The organism is Chelativorans sp. M5D2P16 (genome assembly GCF_034427935.1).
In the GTDB taxonomy this organism is placed as follows: Bacteria; Pseudomonadota; Alphaproteobacteria; order Rhizobiales; family Rhizobiaceae; genus Chelativorans.
The window spans coordinates 16,153-32,091 of sequence record NZ_JAXQNM010000025.1; the positions used below are offsets into that span (position 1 = coordinate 16,153).

Annotated in this window: 15 protein-coding genes; 6 read left to right on the forward strand and 9 right to left on the reverse strand. The window is 65.1% G+C overall.

Annotation, left to right across the window (positions count from 1 at the left end):
* The first annotated feature begins 16 nt into the window (after positions 1-16).
* Complete coding sequence (locus tag SIN08_RS11370) at positions 17-853, forward strand: purine-nucleoside phosphorylase (RefSeq protein ID WP_322451693.1); 837 nt, start codon at positions 17-19, stop codon at positions 851-853.
* A 317-nt stretch (positions 854-1,170) separates the two neighbouring features.
* Positions 1,171-1,989, forward strand: a complete 819-nt coding sequence (locus SIN08_RS11375; protein ID WP_322451694.1) for a DUF2189 domain-containing protein — start codon at positions 1,171-1,173, stop codon at positions 1,987-1,989.
* Between the two features lie 128 nt (positions 1,990-2,117).
* Here the strand turns inward: SIN08_RS11375 and SIN08_RS11380 are convergent, their stop codons facing one another.
* The 9 genes from SIN08_RS11380 to bhcA all read right to left on the reverse strand — a co-directional run bounded on the left by SIN08_RS11380 (position 2,118) and on the right by bhcA (position 11,357).
* Complete coding sequence (locus SIN08_RS11380; protein WP_322451695.1) at positions 2,118-2,489, reverse strand: cytochrome C oxidase subunit IV family protein; 372 nt, start codon at positions 2,487-2,489, stop codon at positions 2,118-2,120.
* A 9-nt stretch (positions 2,490-2,498) separates the two neighbouring features.
* Positions 2,499-3,221 (reverse strand): heme-copper oxidase subunit III family protein, encoded by a 723-nt coding sequence (locus SIN08_RS11385; protein ID WP_322451696.1) that lies wholly within the window; start codon positions 3,219-3,221, stop codon positions 2,499-2,501.
* Positions 3,222-3,232: 11 nt separating this feature from the next.
* Entirely contained in the window at positions 3,233-3,940 is a 708-nt protein-coding gene (locus tag SIN08_RS11390; protein ID WP_322451697.1) for a cytochrome c oxidase subunit 3, read from the reverse strand.
* Positions 3,937-5,712 carry a cytochrome c oxidase subunit I gene (ctaD, locus tag SIN08_RS11395; RefSeq protein WP_322451698.1) on the reverse strand — a complete coding sequence of 592 codons (1,776 nt, stop codon included), beginning with the start codon at positions 5,710-5,712 and terminating at the stop codon, positions 3,937-3,939. Before ctaD ends, SIN08_RS11390 begins: the two co-directional genes overlap by 4 nt.
* Positions 5,713-5,770: 58 nt before the next feature.
* The gene (coxB, locus tag SIN08_RS11400) at positions 5,771-6,598 is read right to left on the reverse strand and encodes a cytochrome c oxidase subunit II (protein WP_322451699.1); all 828 of its coding nucleotides are present in this window, start codon (positions 6,596-6,598) and stop codon (positions 5,771-5,773) included.
* A 450-nt stretch (positions 6,599-7,048) separates the two neighbouring features.
* Positions 7,049-8,023, reverse strand: coding sequence for an iminosuccinate reductase BhcD (gene bhcD, locus SIN08_RS11405; protein ID WP_322451700.1), 975 nt, complete (start codon positions 8,021-8,023; stop codon positions 7,049-7,051).
* Positions 8,023-9,177, reverse strand: coding sequence for a 3-hydroxy-D-aspartate aldolase BhcC (gene bhcC, locus SIN08_RS11410; RefSeq protein WP_322451701.1), 1,155 nt, complete (start codon positions 9,175-9,177; stop codon positions 8,023-8,025). Before bhcC ends, bhcD begins: the two co-directional genes overlap by 1 nt.
* A 15-nt stretch (positions 9,178-9,192) precedes the next feature.
* Positions 9,193-10,146: a beta-hydroxyaspartate dehydratase BhcB gene (gene bhcB, locus SIN08_RS11415; protein WP_322452145.1), complete on the reverse strand. Its 954-nt coding sequence runs from the start codon at positions 10,144-10,146 to the stop codon at positions 9,193-9,195.
* Between the two features lie 5 nt (positions 10,147-10,151).
* The gene (bhcA, locus tag SIN08_RS11420; RefSeq protein ID WP_322451702.1) at positions 10,152-11,357 is read right to left on the reverse strand and encodes an L-aspartate--glyoxylate aminotransferase BhcA; all 1,206 of its coding nucleotides are present in this window, start codon (positions 11,355-11,357) and stop codon (positions 10,152-10,154) included.
* 162 nt (positions 11,358-11,519) lie between these two features.
* Between bhcA and bhcR the strand changes: the two genes are divergently transcribed.
* From bhcR to SIN08_RS11440, 4 genes are all read left to right on the forward strand, one after another.
* Positions 11,520-12,362, forward strand: a complete 843-nt coding sequence (bhcR, locus tag SIN08_RS11425) for an HTH-type transcriptional regulator BhcR (RefSeq protein WP_322451703.1) — start codon at positions 11,520-11,522, stop codon at positions 12,360-12,362.
* Positions 12,363-12,469: 107 nt separating this feature from the next.
* Positions 12,470-14,983: a heavy metal translocating P-type ATPase gene (locus SIN08_RS11430; protein WP_322451704.1), complete on the forward strand. Its 2,514-nt coding sequence runs from the start codon at positions 12,470-12,472 to the stop codon at positions 14,981-14,983.
* A 61-nt stretch (positions 14,984-15,044) separates the two neighbouring features.
* Positions 15,045-15,443, forward strand: a complete 399-nt coding sequence (gene cueR / locus SIN08_RS11435) for a Cu(I)-responsive transcriptional regulator (RefSeq protein WP_322451705.1) — start codon at positions 15,045-15,047, stop codon at positions 15,441-15,443.
* 137 nt (positions 15,444-15,580) lie between these two features.
* Positions 15,581-15,838, forward strand: a complete 258-nt coding sequence (locus SIN08_RS11440) for a hypothetical protein (RefSeq protein ID WP_322451706.1) — start codon at positions 15,581-15,583, stop codon at positions 15,836-15,838.
* Positions 15,839-15,939 lie beyond the last annotated feature (101 nt).

Here is a 15,939-nt window from a genome sequence, read left to right on the forward strand (position 1 = left end):
AAGGGGCTGGCGGATCATGAGGGAAAGTCAGCTTTCGCGCCTCGAACGCGCCCATGCCTCGATCGAAAGCCGGGTGGGTGCGCACTGCGAAATCGCCATCATGCTCGGCTCGGGCCTGGGGCAGATCGGCGAAGCGGTCGAGGACGCGGTCCGGATCCCATATGCGGAGATCGCGGATTTTCCCGTCTCCACGGCGCCGGGCCACAGGGGCGAGCTCATTTTCGGGATGCTTCATGGCCGGCGCGTGGCCGTCATGCAGGGCCGGCTGCACCTTTACGAGGGGTGGTCGCCGCGCGACATCGCGCTCGCCGTCTATCTGCTCAAGCGTCTCGGCGCGACGACCCTGATCGTCACCAACGCTGCTGGCGGCCTCAACCCCGACTATCGCGCGGGAGAGGTAATGCTGATCGAGGACCACCTGAACTTCACCGGGCTCAACCCGCTGGTGAGCGTGAATGATGAGGCCATCGGTCTGCGTTTTCCCGACATGTCGCGGGCCTATGATCCCGATCTTCTGCGATCGGCAAGCCAGGCCGCCGGCCGCGCGGAGGTGCCCGTCAGGCACGGCATCTATGCCGGCGTGCTGGGCCCGTCGCTGGAGACCTCGGCCGAACGTCGCTTCCTGCGCGGCTCGGGAGCGGATGCGGTCGGCATGTCCACCGTCATGGAAGTGATCGCCGCAGCCCATGCGGGCCTGCCGGTCCTCGGTATCTCTGCCATCACCAACCAGGCTACCGGCGGGCCGGATCAGGCGGTCGATACTGTGGAGGCGGTGCTGGCGAACGCGGTGCGCTGCGGCGAGAAGATCGCGCCTCTGTTGTGCGAATTGCTGCCGGCGCTGCCGTCGCGGTAACGACAACAGGCCGGCCCGAAGGGGGGATAGGCCGGCCTGCATACGGGCGACAGAAGGGCAACACTGTCGCTTGCGAAAGCAACGCCGATCGCGCCCGTCGGTTCCGGCGATCAAGAAAAACTCCCGGCAGGCGGAGCGTCCTGTTTCGACACCCTGGCGGTGCAAACAGGCGACAGCGCTTCCCCCAAAGACCGGAAAAACCGGCGACAAAACCGGCCGAGCATGGTATCTTGAAACAGACAAGGGTTGCGGTTCGGCGTGACCTTCTGTCCATCGCGAGCCGCAACCATACCGGACCAAGTCCAGGAGGGATGGTTATGGCGGGTTTTCACGTACTTACCGGTTCCGGGAGCACGATCGCGCATCCGAAAGTGCGCCGCATCGGTGTCTCCGATATCCTCGATGCCATGCGCAGCGGCCTGGCCGATTTCTGGGACAGGCCCTCCCACTACGTTTTCTTGTGCCTGATCTATCCCGTTATCGGAATGATCCTGCTTACATGGGCTTCCACGGGCAACGCGTTGCAGCTGATCTTTCCGCTCGTTGCCGGTTTCGCACTTCTGGGGCCCCTGGCGGCGATCGGGCTCTACGAGATCAGCAGGCGCCGCGAGCGGGGCGAGGATGCATCGTGGCGGTATGCGTTCGAAGTCGTGAAGTCGCCGGCCATTCCCTCGATCCTCGCAGTCGGGGCGATGCTGATGGCCATCTTCCTCGTCTGGATTTTCACCGCGCAGGCGCTCTATTCTTGGCTTTACGGGCCGACGGCGCCGGATGCGCTGATCGGTTTCATTTACGAAGTCCTGACCACGCGCCAGGGATGGACATTGCTCCTCGTCGGCAATTTCGTGGGATTCCTCTTTGCTCTGGTCGTGCTCAGCGCGACGTCCGTTGCCTTTCCCATGCTACTCGACAGGGATGTCGGCGCCTATGCCGCCGTCGCGACCTCGGCGCGCGTCATGCTGACCAACCCGCTGCCCATCCTGCTGTGGGGGTTGATGGTGGCGGCGCTTCTGGTGCTCGGCACCATTCCGCTGCTCGTCGGGCTTGCGGTGATCTTCCCCATTCTCGGCCATGCGACATGGCACCTTTACCGCAAGACGGTGGTCGCGCCGCCGGAGCGAAAACGGCGGCGATAGGGCTACAGGAGAGGCGCCTCCCGCCCACGCCGGGAAATGAGTGAAAAAGCCGCCGGGTAACGAACGACGGCCCCATGTGACCGCATGGACGCATGAGGCCGATGCCCCCGGGCTTCGGCCAGCATCGGCTATCCGCCGCCGAGGAGGTTCATCCGGGTAAGGGCAGTGTAGTCGGATTCGATCGCCATGATGGCGACGAAGACGAGCACGGCGGCCGGCGGCAGCAGGATGGCGTAGACCAGCGCCAGGCGCTCCCAGACCATGTGCATGAAAACCGCCACGATCAGACCTGCCTTGAGGAACATGAAGACCAGGATCAGGCTCCAGCGCAGATAGCCTTCGAAGCCGACATAGTCCACCAGGTAGGAGCAGGCGCTCAAGACGAACAGCCAGAACCAGACCATCAGATAAAGCCTGATCGGATGCTGCTGTCCTTCGGCGTGCTCCGCGATGGCGGTCTGCGAATAGCCGGGGCGTGCGTGTTCAGCCGGGGAAGCCATGGCCGTTCCTCACCACAGATAGAAGAAAGCGAAAATGAAGACCCAGACCAGATCGACGAAGTGCCAGTAGAGGCCCATGATCTCCACATGCTCGTAGTCGCCGCGCCGGCTGGTGAAAAACCCCGGGGTGCCTTTCTCGTAGTCGCCACGCCAGACCTTGCGGGCGACGATGAAGAGGAAGATCACGCCGAAGGTGACGTGGGTTCCGTGGAAACCGGTGATCATGAAGAAGGTGGCGCCGAACTGCGGCGCACCCCAGGGATTGCCCCATGGGCGCACGCCTTCGGTTATCAGCTTCGTCCACTCGAAGGCCTGCATGCCGACGAAGGTTGCGCCGAGGAGCGCCGTCAGCAGAAGCAGGGCCACCGTCGGTCCGCGGGAGCGCCGGTAGGCGAAATTCACCGCCATCGCCATGGTGCCGCTCGAGGAGATGAGCACGAAGGTCATGATGGCGATGAGGAGGAGCGGCATGTTAACGCCCCCGATATGCAGGGCGAAAACCTCGCTGGCGTTCGGCCAAGGCTCTGTGGTCGACATGCGCGCCGTCATGTAGGCGAGCAGGAAACAGCCGAAGATGAAAGTGTCCGACAGGAGGAAGATCCACATCATGGCCTTTCCCCATGAGGCGGACTTGAAAGCGCGCTGGTCCGACGCCCAGTCGGCGGCCACGCCCTGCAGCCCTTCCTTGCGGTCCTGTTTCGCCCCGAAGCCGTTCAGTGTGGTCTCGGCCATCCTTTTCCCCTTCAGGTCAGCAATTGCCGGCAGACGGCAAGGAAGTCGCCCGCCCAGCCGGCAAGCAGGACGAAGATCGCCAGCCAGACGAAGAGCAGGAAATGCCAGTACATGGCGCAAAGCTCGACACCGAGGCGCAGCCGGTCCGGTTCTGCGTCCTCTTGCCAGGCTCTTGCCAGCACGTTTCCAAGGGCGACGAGACCGCCCAGGATGTGCAGGCCGTGCATGCCGGTCAGCAGGTAAAAGAAGCTGTTGGCGGGATTGACTTCGAGATAGTGACCGGCGGCGGAGAGGTCACGCCAGGCGAGCAACTGCCCGGCCAGGAAGACCAGCGAGGCGAGGCCGGCCGCCGCAAGGGCAAGCCGCATCATGTCCATGCGCGCCTCGCGCGCCGCGCGCACGGCACAGGAAAGCGCCACGCTCGCGAGGACGAGAATGCCGGTATTGAGCCAGAGCACGCGCGGCACGGGCGGGGCCTGCCAGTCCGCATACTCCATGCGCATGAAATAGGCGCTGGCGAAGAGTGCGAAGAGGCTGCCGATCACGGCCAGGAAGATTCCGAGTGCGATCTTGGCTGTTGGCATGCCCGAGACGTCGGTCTCGGGCAGGGCCGAATGCACGCCCTGTTCCAGCCACGGCTTCGACAGGATCCGCTGGTGGAAGAGCCACCAGAAGGAAAATCCGATCACCACCACCAGGAAGACGAGGATGACGCTCATGCCCGCCCCGCCACCGGTTTCTGCGGCCAGGGATCGCTCTGGGCGATGAAATCCTCGGGCGCGCCGGGCACGCTGTAGTCATAGGCCCAGCGATAGACGACCGGGCGCTCGTCTCCCCAGTTGCCGTGCGGGGGCGGCGTCGTCGGCGTCTGCCACTCCAGACTGGTGGCGCGCCAGGGATTGCCGCCGGCCTCCCTGCCGTAGCGCAGGCTCCAGATGAGGTTGAACAGGAACACCATCTGGGCGGCGCCGACGATCAGGGCGGTGACGGAGATGAAGGCGTTGAGGTCATGCACCGATTCCGGGATGAAGGCGGTGTCGCCGATCTCCGGGTAGCGCCGCGGCACGCCGACGAGCCCGACATAGTGCATCGGAAAGAAGATCGCGTAGGCGCCGACGAAGGTGACCCAGAAATGGATCTGGCCCATTGTCTCGTCGAGCATGCGGCCGGTGATCTTGGGGTACCAGTGATAGATGGCGCCGAAGACGACCAGGATCGGCGCGACCCCCATCACCATGTGGAAATGGGCGACCACGAACATCGTGTCCGAAAGCGGCACGTCCACCACCACATTGCCGAGGAAGAGCCCGGTGAGGCCGCCATTGACGAAGGTGACGATGAAGGCGAGCGCGAACAGCATCGGCAGGGTGAGATGGATATCGCCGCGCCACAGTGTCAGCACCCAGTTGTAGACCTTGATCGCGGTCGGCACGGCGATGATCAGCGTGGTCGTGGCGAAGAAGAAGCCGAACCAGGGATGCATGCCGGAGACATACATGTGGTGCGCCCAGACGATGAAGGAGAGCGCGCCGATAACGACGATCGCCCAGACCATCATGCGGTAGCCGAAGATGTTCTTGCGGGCGTGGGTCGAGATCAGGTCCGAGACGATCCCGAAGGCGGGCAGGGCGACGATATAGACCTCTGGGTGGCCGAAGAACCAGAAGAGGTGCTGGAAGAGGATCGGGCTGCCGCCGCCATAGCTTAGCTGCTGGCCCATCTCGACGAGTGCGGGCATGAAGAAGGAGGTGCCGAGCAGCCGGTCGAACAACATCATCACGCAGGCGACGAAGAGCGCCGGGAAGGCCAATAGAGCCATCACCGTGGCGGTGAAGATGCCCCAGACCGTCAGCGGCATGCGCATCAGCGTCATGCCGCGCGTGCGGCCCTGGATCACGGTGACCACGTAGTTCAGTCCGCCCATGGTGAAGCCGATGATGAACAGGATGAGCGAGACGAGCATCAGGATGATGCCCCAACTCTGGCCGCCCGGCGTGCCGGTCAGGATCGCCTGCGGCGGGTAGAGCGTCCAGCCCGCGCCCGTCGGGCCGCCGGGCACGAAAAAGCTTGCCGCAAGCACGAGAACGGCAAGCAGATAGATCCAGTAGCTCAGCATGTTCACGTAGGGAAACACCATGTCCCGCGCGCCGACCATGAGCGGGATCAGGTAGTTGCCGAAGCCGCCGAGGAAGACGGCGGTGAGCAGGTAGATGACCATGATCATGCCGTGCATGGTCACGAACTGGTAGTAGGCTTCGGGCGTGATGAAGTCGAAGGTGCCGGGGAAGCCGAGCTGCAGCCGCATCAGCCAGGACAGGACCAGCGCGACAAGACCTATGGCTATCGCCGTGCCGGAATACTGAATGGCGATGACCTTGGCGTCCTGCGAGAAGACATAGGTCGTCCACCAGCTTTTCGGATGGTAAAGCTCCAGCTCGGGAACTTCCGCGGGCGGGATCCCTTCATCCGGGCGAGATGTGGCATCGACCATCGTTTCTCTCCCTCCTTCCGGCCGCGCCGGACTTCCTGCTACGTCGCAACCTCCCGGTTCACGGTTCCACTCCTTCGGCCGCGCCGACCTGCCGCGAACCGGAAAGCGCGGCGAATGTCGACTGCTCCTGCAGCCATGCTTGATAGTCTTCCTCGGTGTCGACCACGACGGTGCCGCGCATATAGCTGTGGCCCGTGCCGCACAGTTCCGCGCAGAGGACCTCGAAGGTGCCGGTCCGTGTCGGGGTGAACCAGAAATAGGTGACCATGCCCGGCACCATGTCCATCTTGGCGCGGAACTCGGGCACGTAGAAATCGTGCAGCACGTCGACCGAGCGCAACAGAACCTTCACCGGCTTCTCGATGGGCAGGTGCAACGCGTCTGCCACGATCACCACGTCATCCTGGCCCGCGGGATCGTCGGGATCGATGCCGAGCGGGTTCTCGAAGGTGACAAGGCGGTTGGAGGCTTTGCCGAGCCTGTTGTCCTCGCCGGGCAGGCGATAGCTCCATTGCCATTGCTGGCCGACGACCTCGATCTCGCCGGCCTCGTCCGGCACGGTGATGAACTGCCACCACACGTAAAGACCGGGCGCCAGCATCGCCGCCACGCCTACGGCGGTCACGATGGTGAGCCAGGTTTCCAGCTTCTTGTTCTCCGGTTCATAGGCCGCCTTCGCGCCTTCCTTGTGGCGGAAACGGAAGACACACCAGGCCATGAACAGGACGACGGCGGTGAAGACGGCGCCGGTGATCCAGAAGGTGATGATGAGCGTCTGGTCGATATAATCCCAGTTCGAGGCAATAGGCGTCCACCACCATGGGCTCAGAAAGTGGAACAGTATCGAGCCCACGACGACCAGGACCAGCACAAGGGCAGCGGCCATCCTATTGTCCTCCCGGCCGCCCACAAAAATCTCGGATCTCTCGGGCGGCCGCCGTCATAATAGCTTAAGATGGCCGGGAATATCCAGTGCCGGGGCTGGGAGGCGCTTTGCGGAGGGTGGTGAGGCGGTCGGACAGGCCGCTCGTTCCCCTGAATTATTGGGCGCTATTGCACATGAGCTGATGCGCGTTCGCCGGGCGAGGTCCGCTTCTCCGATTGGCTCATCTCCTGTAGTATCGGCACAGGGAGCGTTGCCGCCTCGGGCGGTCGGGTGTCCTGTTCGCGCCCGTTCTGCGCGCGAAGGCGCTTTCCGGAGGTTCGTGCGATGGACCTGAGGATGTCGATTTTCGTCGCGGTGGCGATCTTCGCGCTACTTCTGTTCGGCTTCGGATTGCTCCCGCTGTGATGCGGCGGGCGGAAGGCCCGCCGCATGTCGGTCAGGTGTGCCCTCTTACAGCTCGATTTCCTGCGCCACGCCCCTTTCCCGGGCGCGCGCGACGGCCACGGCCGCCACGGCGAGGTCCTGCAGGGCAACGCCCGTTCCGTCGAAGACCGTGATTTCGTCCCGGCTGGTACGGCCCGGATGGAGGCCGGCGATGACGGCGCCGATGGGCGTGATGGCCGCCCGGTCCACCAGACCCTCGGCGATCGCGTGCTGCGCCTCGCCGATGGTGACGGACTGGTCGACCTCGTCGGTGAAGACGGAGGCGGCCTTGAAGAGCGCCGGCTCGACCTCCTGCTTGCCCTTGGTGTCGGTGCCCATGCAGGCGATATGCGTGCCGGGACGGACATGTTCCGCCAGAAGGGTCGGCGCGAAGCTCGAGGTGATGGTGATGATCACGTCGGCCTCGGCCCCCAGTTGGTCCAGTTCCACGGCTTCGAAGGGCAGGTCCAGCTCTTTCGCCGTTTCGGCGAGGCGGGGCAGCATCTCCGGGTGCGGATTCCAGGCCACGACCTTTTCGAAATGCCGCTGACGCACCGCCGCGCGCATCTGGAAGGCCGACTGGTGGCCGGCGCCGATCATGCCAAGCACCCTCGAATCCTCGCGGGCCAGATGGCGGATCGAGACGGCGGCCGCCGCCGCCGTACGCACGGCGGTCAGATAATTGCCGCCCACCAGCGCCGACGGCTGACCGGTATCGGGATCGAACAGGAAGACCGTCGACTGGTGATTGGTAACGCCCCTGTCGATGTTGTGCGGCCAGTAGCCGCCGGCCTTCACCCCGAGCGTCATGCCGGCGCGGTCGAAGCCCCCCTTGAAGCCGTAGAGCGCGTCGGCATGCCCGATCGCCTCGCGCACGACCGGGAAATTGGACGCCTTGTCCTCGGCCATGGCGGCAAAGGCCTTGGACACGGCCTCGAAGGCCGCATCCTCATCCACGAGCTCGGGGCAGAGCGCTTCGGGAACGATCGCGAGCTTCGGCATCAGTACGCCTTACCCCGCGCCGTGACGGGCCACAGTGCTTCCACCTTGCCGCCGCGCACGCCGACATACCAGTCGTGCACGTTGCAGGTCGGATCGATATGGCCGGGAACGAGCTTCAGCTTCTCGTTGGGCTTCAGGACGCCGTTCGGATCCTCGATGACGCCGTGCTCGTCGGAACACTTGATGTACTTCACGTCGTCGCGGCCGAAGATCACCGGCAGGCCCGAATCCACTGATTGCGCCTTCAGTCCGGCGTCGCAGATGGCCTTGTCCGGCTTGGCGTGGCTCATCACCGAGGTGAGGATGAAAAGTGCGTTCTCGAACTCGCTGATCGGCTTGCCATCCTTGTCGAGCACGCGCTGGTAGTCGGCGTCCATGAAGGCATAGGAGCCGCACTGCATCTCGTTGTAGACGCCGGAATTGCCCTCGAAATAGTAGCTGCCGGTGCCGGCGCCGCCGACGATGGCGCATTCGAGGCCCTCCGCCTTCAGCATGTCGACGGTCTTGCGCACCATGTCGATGGCGGCGTCGATCTTGGCCTTGCGCTCCTCGAAGGAATGGACGTGCTGGGCGGCGCCCTGATAGGCCTGCAGGCCGGAGAAGGTGAGGTTGGGCGCTGCCTCGACTGCCTTGGCAAGTTCCACCACGGGCTCGCCCGCAGCCACGCCGCAGCGTCCGGCGCCGCAGTCGATCTCGACCAGGACTTCGATTTCGGTGCCGTGGCGGGCGGCGGCTTCCGACAGGTCGGCGATGTTGTCCTTGTCGTCGATGCACACGATGGTGCGGGCGCCGAGCTTGGGCAGCCGCGCCAGGCGGTCGATCTTGGCCGGGTCGCGGACCTGGTTGGAAACGAGGATATCCTTCACGCCGGCGCGGGCGAAGCTTTCCGCCTCGCTCACCTTCTGGCAGCAGATGCCGACCGCGCCCTTCTCGATCTGCAAGAGGGCGATGTCGGCGGATTTGTGCATCTTGCCGTGCACGCGCAGACGCACGCCCATGGCGTTGGCGAAGTGCTGCATGCGGTCTATGTTGCGGTCCAGTGCGTCGAGATCGACCACCAGGCAGGGGGTCTGGATCTCGCTTTCGTCCATGCCGATCGCGGCGGGAATGTCGTAGCCGACTTCGAAGTCGGTGATCTTGGGTTGCGTGTTCATGGGGCTTCCCTCTGGTTAGCTCTTGAGCCAGGGCAGTTTGTCGAGATCGACATTGCCGCCGGTGATGATGACGCCGACACGCTTGCCTGCGAAGGTGCCGGGGTTCTTCAGGATGGTCGCCAGCGGCACGGCGCTGGAAGGCTCCATGACGATCTTCATGCGCTGCCAGATGAGGCGCATGGCGTCGACGATTTCCTCTTCCGTGGCCGTGAAGATGTCGCTCACGTGGCGCGAGACGAAGTGCCAGGTGAGATCCTTGAGCGGGACCTTGAGCCCGTCGGCCACCGTCTGCGGCGCATCGTCGGCGATGATGTGGCCCGCCTTCAGCGAGCGGCAGGCATCATCCGCATTGGCCGGCTCGGCGGCGTAGATCTTCGTCTCCGGAGCGATGTTGGAAAGCGTCAGGCAGCAGCCTGACACCATTCCGCCGCCGCCGATCGGGGCAATGACGGCATCGAGCGGGCCGACCTCCTCGACCAGTTCCTTCGAGCAGGTCGCCTGGCCGGCGATCACGCGCGGATCGTTGTAGGGGTGGACGAAGTCCGCACCCGTCTCCGCCACCACCTCGGCGAACACCGCCTCGCGCGAGGAGGTCGAGGGCTCGCATTCCACGATCTTGCCGCCATAGCCGCGCACGGCCGCCTTCTTCGCCTCGGGCGCGGTGTGCGGCATGACCACGGTCACGGGCACGCCGCGGCGGGAGGCGGCGTAGCTGAGCGAGAGCGCGTGGTTGCCCGAAGAATGGGTGGCCACGCCCTTTTCGGCGAGCGCGTCCGAGAGCCCGAAGACGGCGTTCGATGCGCCACGCGCCTTGAAGGCGCCGGCTTTCTGGAAGTTCTCGCACTTGAAGAAGAGTTGCGCGCCGGTGCGCCGGTTCAGGAACTCCGACGTCAGCACCGGGGTCTGGTGGATGTAGGGGCCGATGCGCTCCTGCGCGGCCAGTACATCCTCATAGGACGGGATCAACATTGTCGTCATGCTGCCTTCCAGACGGGGTGATCGGCGCCGTGCGGCACGGCGCTGTTGCGGTAGTAATCCTGGGCGGCTGCGACGCCGGCGCCGAGGCGGACGGGGATGCCGAGGTCGGCCATGGCCATTTCCGCCGTGGCGATGCCGGCGAGCGCCATCACATCCGTCATCGCACCCAGATGTCCGATGCGGAAGACCTTGCCGGCGACGTCGCCCAGGCCGACGCCGAAGGCGGTGTGGTATTTGTCGGCGGCGAGGGTGACGACCTCCGTCCCGTCAAAGCCTTCCGGCACGCGGATCGTGGTGACGGTATCGGAATAGAGCGACGGGTCGGCCGCACAGAGCGGCAGTTCCCATGCCGCTGCCGCCCGGCGAACGCCCTCGGCGAGGCGGCGATGGCGCGCGAAGACCTTTTCCAGCCCTTCCTCCTCCAGCATCTCGACCGCCTCCGTCAGGCCGCGGATGAGGCCGACGGGAGGCGTGTAGGGAAAGCCGCCGGCGTCGCTCGCTTTCAGCATCGCACGGAAATCGAAATAGGCGCGCGCGCATTCCGCCTTGTCAACCGCCGCCAGTGCCTTCGGGCTCAAGCCCAGGATCGCCAGGCCGGGCGGCAGCATGAAGCCCTTTTGCGAGCCGGTGACGGCGATGTCAACGCCCCACTCGTCCATGCGAAAATCCATCGAGGCGATGGAAGAGACGCCGTCGACGAGAAGGAGGGCGGGGTGGCCTGCGGCGTCGAGCGCGTGGCGGACGGCACGCACGTCGGAGCGCACGCCCGTGGCGGTCTCGTTGTGGGTGACGAGGACCGCCTTGATCTTGTGTCCGGTATCGGCTGAAAGCACTTTTTCGAACGCATCGGCCGGTGCGCCTTCGCCCCAGGGCCGGTCGATCACCTCGACGTTCAGCTTGTGGCCGCGGCACAGGTCGATCCAGCGACGCGAGAACATGCCGTGACAGGCGGCCAGAACCTTGTCGCCGGGCGACAGCGTGTTGGTCACCGCAGCTTCCCATGCGCCCGTTCCCGTGGCAGGAAAAAGCAGGACCTCGCCCTTTTCGGTCTTGAGGATGCGTTTCACGCCCTCGCGCGCGGGTTTCAGCATCTGCCCGAAGACGGCGGAGCGATGGTCGATCGTGGGGTAGTCGACGGCGCGGCGGAGCCGCTCGGGGATGTTGGTCGGGCCCGGAATGAAGACCGGATTCTGTGTATGCATCGTCTCTTCCTTATCGCCGCACTTCCTAAGCAGAATAGTCTTCGGGAAGCACGAAGGCAATTTTTTTGAAAAACTATTTCATTTCCTTCGAAAAACGCGGTAACCCTTTGGCGAAGAGGCGATCGCGAGTTTTTCGCATGCCGGAAAATGGGTGGAGCGGTTATGACCAAATCAGGACGCGCGCGGGGGCGGCCCCGGTCCTTTCACGACAGCGGGCTTGCCACGCGCATCAGGGCGCTGGACCGGGCCGTCGAGGTGCTGAGGGTGGTGGCGACGGGAAGCGGCATGTCGCTCACAGAGATCGCGGCCGAGGCCGGGGAGGCGGCGCCGACGGTCTATCGCATCCTGATCACGCTCGAGGCGCACCGCGTGGTCGAGTTCGACGAGTCGGAACAGCTCTGGCATGTCGGGATCGAAGCCTACCGCATCGGCACCGGCTATCTGCGGCGCACCAAGATTGTCGAGCAGAGCCGGCCCGTGATGCAGCGCATCATGCTGGCCACCGGCGAGACGGCGAATATCGCCATCGTCGACGGGCGCGAGGTAGTCTTCCTGTCGCAGGTCGAGACGCATGAACTGATCCGTGCGTTCTTCCGGCCGGGCACGAGGGGGCCGGTACATGCATCGGGCATCGGCAAGGCGGTGCTCGCTTTCCAGCGGCCGGAGCGGATCGAGGCGATTTTGAACGCCTACCCCTTCGCGGCCTTCACCGAGAAGACCATCACGGGGCGGGAGGCGATGGAGGGCGAGTTGGCGGGCATCCGCGCGCGCGGCTTCTCGGTCGACGACGAGGAGCACACGCGCGGCATGCGCTGCGTGGCCGCGCCGATCTTCAACGAATACGGCGAAGCCGTGGCCGGGATCTCGGTTTCCGGCCCGTCGGTGCGCGTCACGCACGAGCGCGACGTCGAGTTCGGCCGCATGCTGCGGGCTGCCGCCGATGAGGTCACCGGCGCAATCGGTGGCCGCTTGCCCGATGCAGTGGCGGAGGAGAGTCTTATATAGCCCGAAGTCGGCCGAGGTTCGCGCGCCGTGGACGGCAAACGGGTTTTCGGCTTGACCTTCCAGTAACTGGAAGGATTACGAGCTTTCCGTGGACAAGGAGCATCGGCATGAAACACGACCACGGATCGCACGATAACGGCAACAAGAAACATGTCTGTCACGAGCACGGCCATGCCGCGCCGGGCGCGGAGGTCGTGACGCGCGATCCGGTCTGCGGCATGACGGTGGATCCCGAGGCCGGCAAGCCGACGGCACAGCACGAGGGCAGGACGTTTCACTTCTGCAGCGAGTCCTGCCGCGAGAAGTTCGTGAAGGACCCGGGCAGCTATATCGAGGCCACCGATCCGGTCTGCGGGATGAAGGTCGACCGCGCCACCGCGCGGCACTTTACCCGCCGCGAGGGCGAGGCTTTCTATTTCTGCTCGGCCGGATGCCAGAGGAAGTTCGAGGGCGAGCCCGAAAAATATCTGGCGCCGCGGCCGCCGGTCGAGGCGGTGGCGGGCGTCCAGTACACCTGCCCGATGCATCCCGAGATCATCCGCGACAAGCCCGGTTCCTGCCCGATCTGCGGCATGGCGCTGGAGCCGATGGGCGTGCCCACGGGAGGGGAGGGGCCGAACCCGGAACTGATCGACTTCACCCGCCGGCTGTGGGTGAGCGCAGTGCTTTCGATCCCGCTGCTCCTGCTCACCATGGGCTCGATGATCGGGCTGCAGATCCGCGAATGGATCGGCGAGCGCTCGGCGATCTGGATCGAGCTTGCGCTGGCCACCCCCGTGGTGCTGTGGGCGGCCGCGCCCTTCTTCCGCCGCGGCTACGATTCGATCGTCAACCGCAGCCCGAACATGTGGACGCTGATCGCCATCGGCGTCGGCACCGCCTACGTCTACAGCGTGATCGCGACCCTGTTCCCCGGCGCCTTCCCGCAGCAGTTCCGCACCCATGGCGGCATGGTGCCGGTCTATTTCGAGGCGGCGGCGGTCATCGTCGCGCTGGTCTTCCTCGGACAGGTGCTGGAATTGAGGGCGCGCGAGCGCACCGGCTCGGCGATCCGGGCGCTGCTCGACCTGGCGCCGAAGACGGCGCGCAGGCTTTCCGAAGACGGCTCGGAGGCGGATGTGCCGCTCGAAGAGGTGCAGGAAGGTGACAGGTTGCGCGTGCGGCCGGGCGACAGCGTGCCCGTCGATGGCATGGTGCTCGAGGGCCGCTCCTCGGTGGACGAATCCATGATCACGGGCGAGCCCGTGCCGGTCGAGAAGACGGAGGGCGACGCGCTCACCGGCGGCACGCTCAACAAGAACGGCTCTCTCGTCATGCGGGCCGAGCGGGTGGGCAAGGACACGATGCTGTCGCAGATCGTCGAGATGGTCGCCAAGGCGCAGCGCTCGCGCGCGCCGATCCAGGGGCTGGCGGACAAGGTCGCCTCCTATTTCGTGCCGGCGGTGGTACTGGTCGCGATCATCGCCTTCGTCGTTTGGGCGATCTTCGGGCCGGCGCCGAGCATGGTCTTCGCCATCGTCTCGGCGGTGTCCGTGCTCATCATCGCCTGCCCCTGCGCGCTGGGGCTGGCAACGCCCATGTCGATCATGACGGCGACCGGGCGCGGGGCGCAGGCCGGTGTGCTCATCAAGGACGCCGAGGCGCTGGAACGCTTTGCCCGGGTGGACACGCTGATCGTCGACAAGACAGGGACGCTGACCGAAGGCAAGCCGCGGCTGACCGATGTCGTGCCCGCCGAGGGTATCAGCGAGGACGTACTCCTGAAGCTCGCCGCCAGCCTTGAGCGCGGGTCGGAGCACCCGCTTGCCGAAGCGATCGTCGAGGGCGCGCTGGGACGCGGCGTTTCGCTGACCGATACCAGCGATTTCGAGGCGGCCACCGGCAAGGGGGTTTCCGGCACGGTGTCCGGACGATCCGTGGCGCTCGGCAATGCCGCGATGATGGCGGATCTCGGCGTTGATTTCGAGGCGCTGTCCGCGCGCGCCGATGCCCTGCGCGCAGAAGGCAAGACCGCGATGCTGGTGGCCGCGGACGGAAAGCCGGCGGGCATTATTGCCGTTTCCGATCCGGTGAAGGAGACGACGGCCGAGGCGATCCGCACGCTGCACGAAAGCGGTCTCAGGATCATCATGGCGACCGGCGACAATGCGCGCACCGCGCAGGCCGTGGCAAGTGCGCTCGGCATCGACGAGGTGCGCGCCGACATGCTGCCGGAGAGCAAGAAGACGCTGATCGACGAGTTGCATGCCAGGGGTGCGCGTGTCGCCATGGCCGGCGACGGCGTGAACGATGCGCCGGCACTCGCAGCGGCCGATGTCGGCATCGCCATGGGCACGGGCGCCGATGTGGCGGTGGAAAGCGCCGGGATCACCCTGGTGAAGGGCGATCTCGACGGGATCGTGCGGGCGCGCCTGCTCGCCCGGGCGACGATCCGCAACATCAAGCAGAACCTCTTCTTCGCCTTTGTCTACAACACGCTCGGCGTGCCGATCGCCGCGGGCATTCTTTATCCGGTCTTCGGTGTGCTGCTGTCGCCGATGATCGCGGCGGCTGCGATGAGCCTGTCCTCGGTCTCGGTGATCGGCAACGCGCTGCGGCTCAGGTCGATCGCGCTGAGGTGAGGGGCAACGCGCTGCGCAATGTCCTATATCGTTCGAACATGACACAGCATCGGAGGCGGCAATGAACATCGGCAGCGTTGCACAGAGTTCCGGGCTCCCGGCGAAGACCATCCGCTATTACGAGGATATCGGCCTCTTGCAGCCGGATCGCGCAGAGAATGGATATCGCAACTACTCGGTGGCGGACGTTCATCGCCTGCGCTTTCTCCAGCGTGCGCGCAGCCTCGGATTCACAGTGGAGGAGTGCCGGCAGCTTCTGTCGCTCTACAACGACAGGGAGCGCGAAAGTGCCGACGTGAAGGCGATCGCCAAGGCGAGGCTCGAGGACATGGAGCGCAAGATCGCCGAACTGATCAGCCTGCGCGATGCGCTGCGCCATCTGGTCGACAACTGCCACGGCGACAACCGCCCCGATTGTCCCATCATCGACGAACTCGCCGCCGAGCGGCCGGCCCGCTGACCGCCATGACTGTGCCAGGCTGTCCCGTTTCAGGACAGACCTTCCTCGCGCTGCCGCAATTTGAGCCAAAATCGAACGATCCGGTCCGGAACAAGAATTGCACCGTGCACGTGGAACAACGTTGCATGGGTGCGGCTATGAAATTGTCGGTGCGGCCGGGCAAGCGGGAGGGGGAGCCCAAGCTGCTGTTTGACCACCTTCTCGAAATGGAGAACCTGGTGGAATCTCCCGAGGGGGGCGTCGTCGTGACCGTCGTCGCGAAGGATATCTACACGGCGAAGGCCAGCCAGCGTTTCTCCCTGACCTTCACATCGGAGGAAGTCGACATGATCGCGCGGGTACGGAAGGCCGGGTGCGGCGAGCGCTCCAACGGCAGTGCCGGCACGGGATCATGACGCCGGGTCCGGTCGGGGTTTCGGCAAGCAGGCTTGGCATCCGTTCTATTGCCGACTATGTCTCGCAACCGCGCGTGGCGGAGCGGTCGATTGGTTCCGTG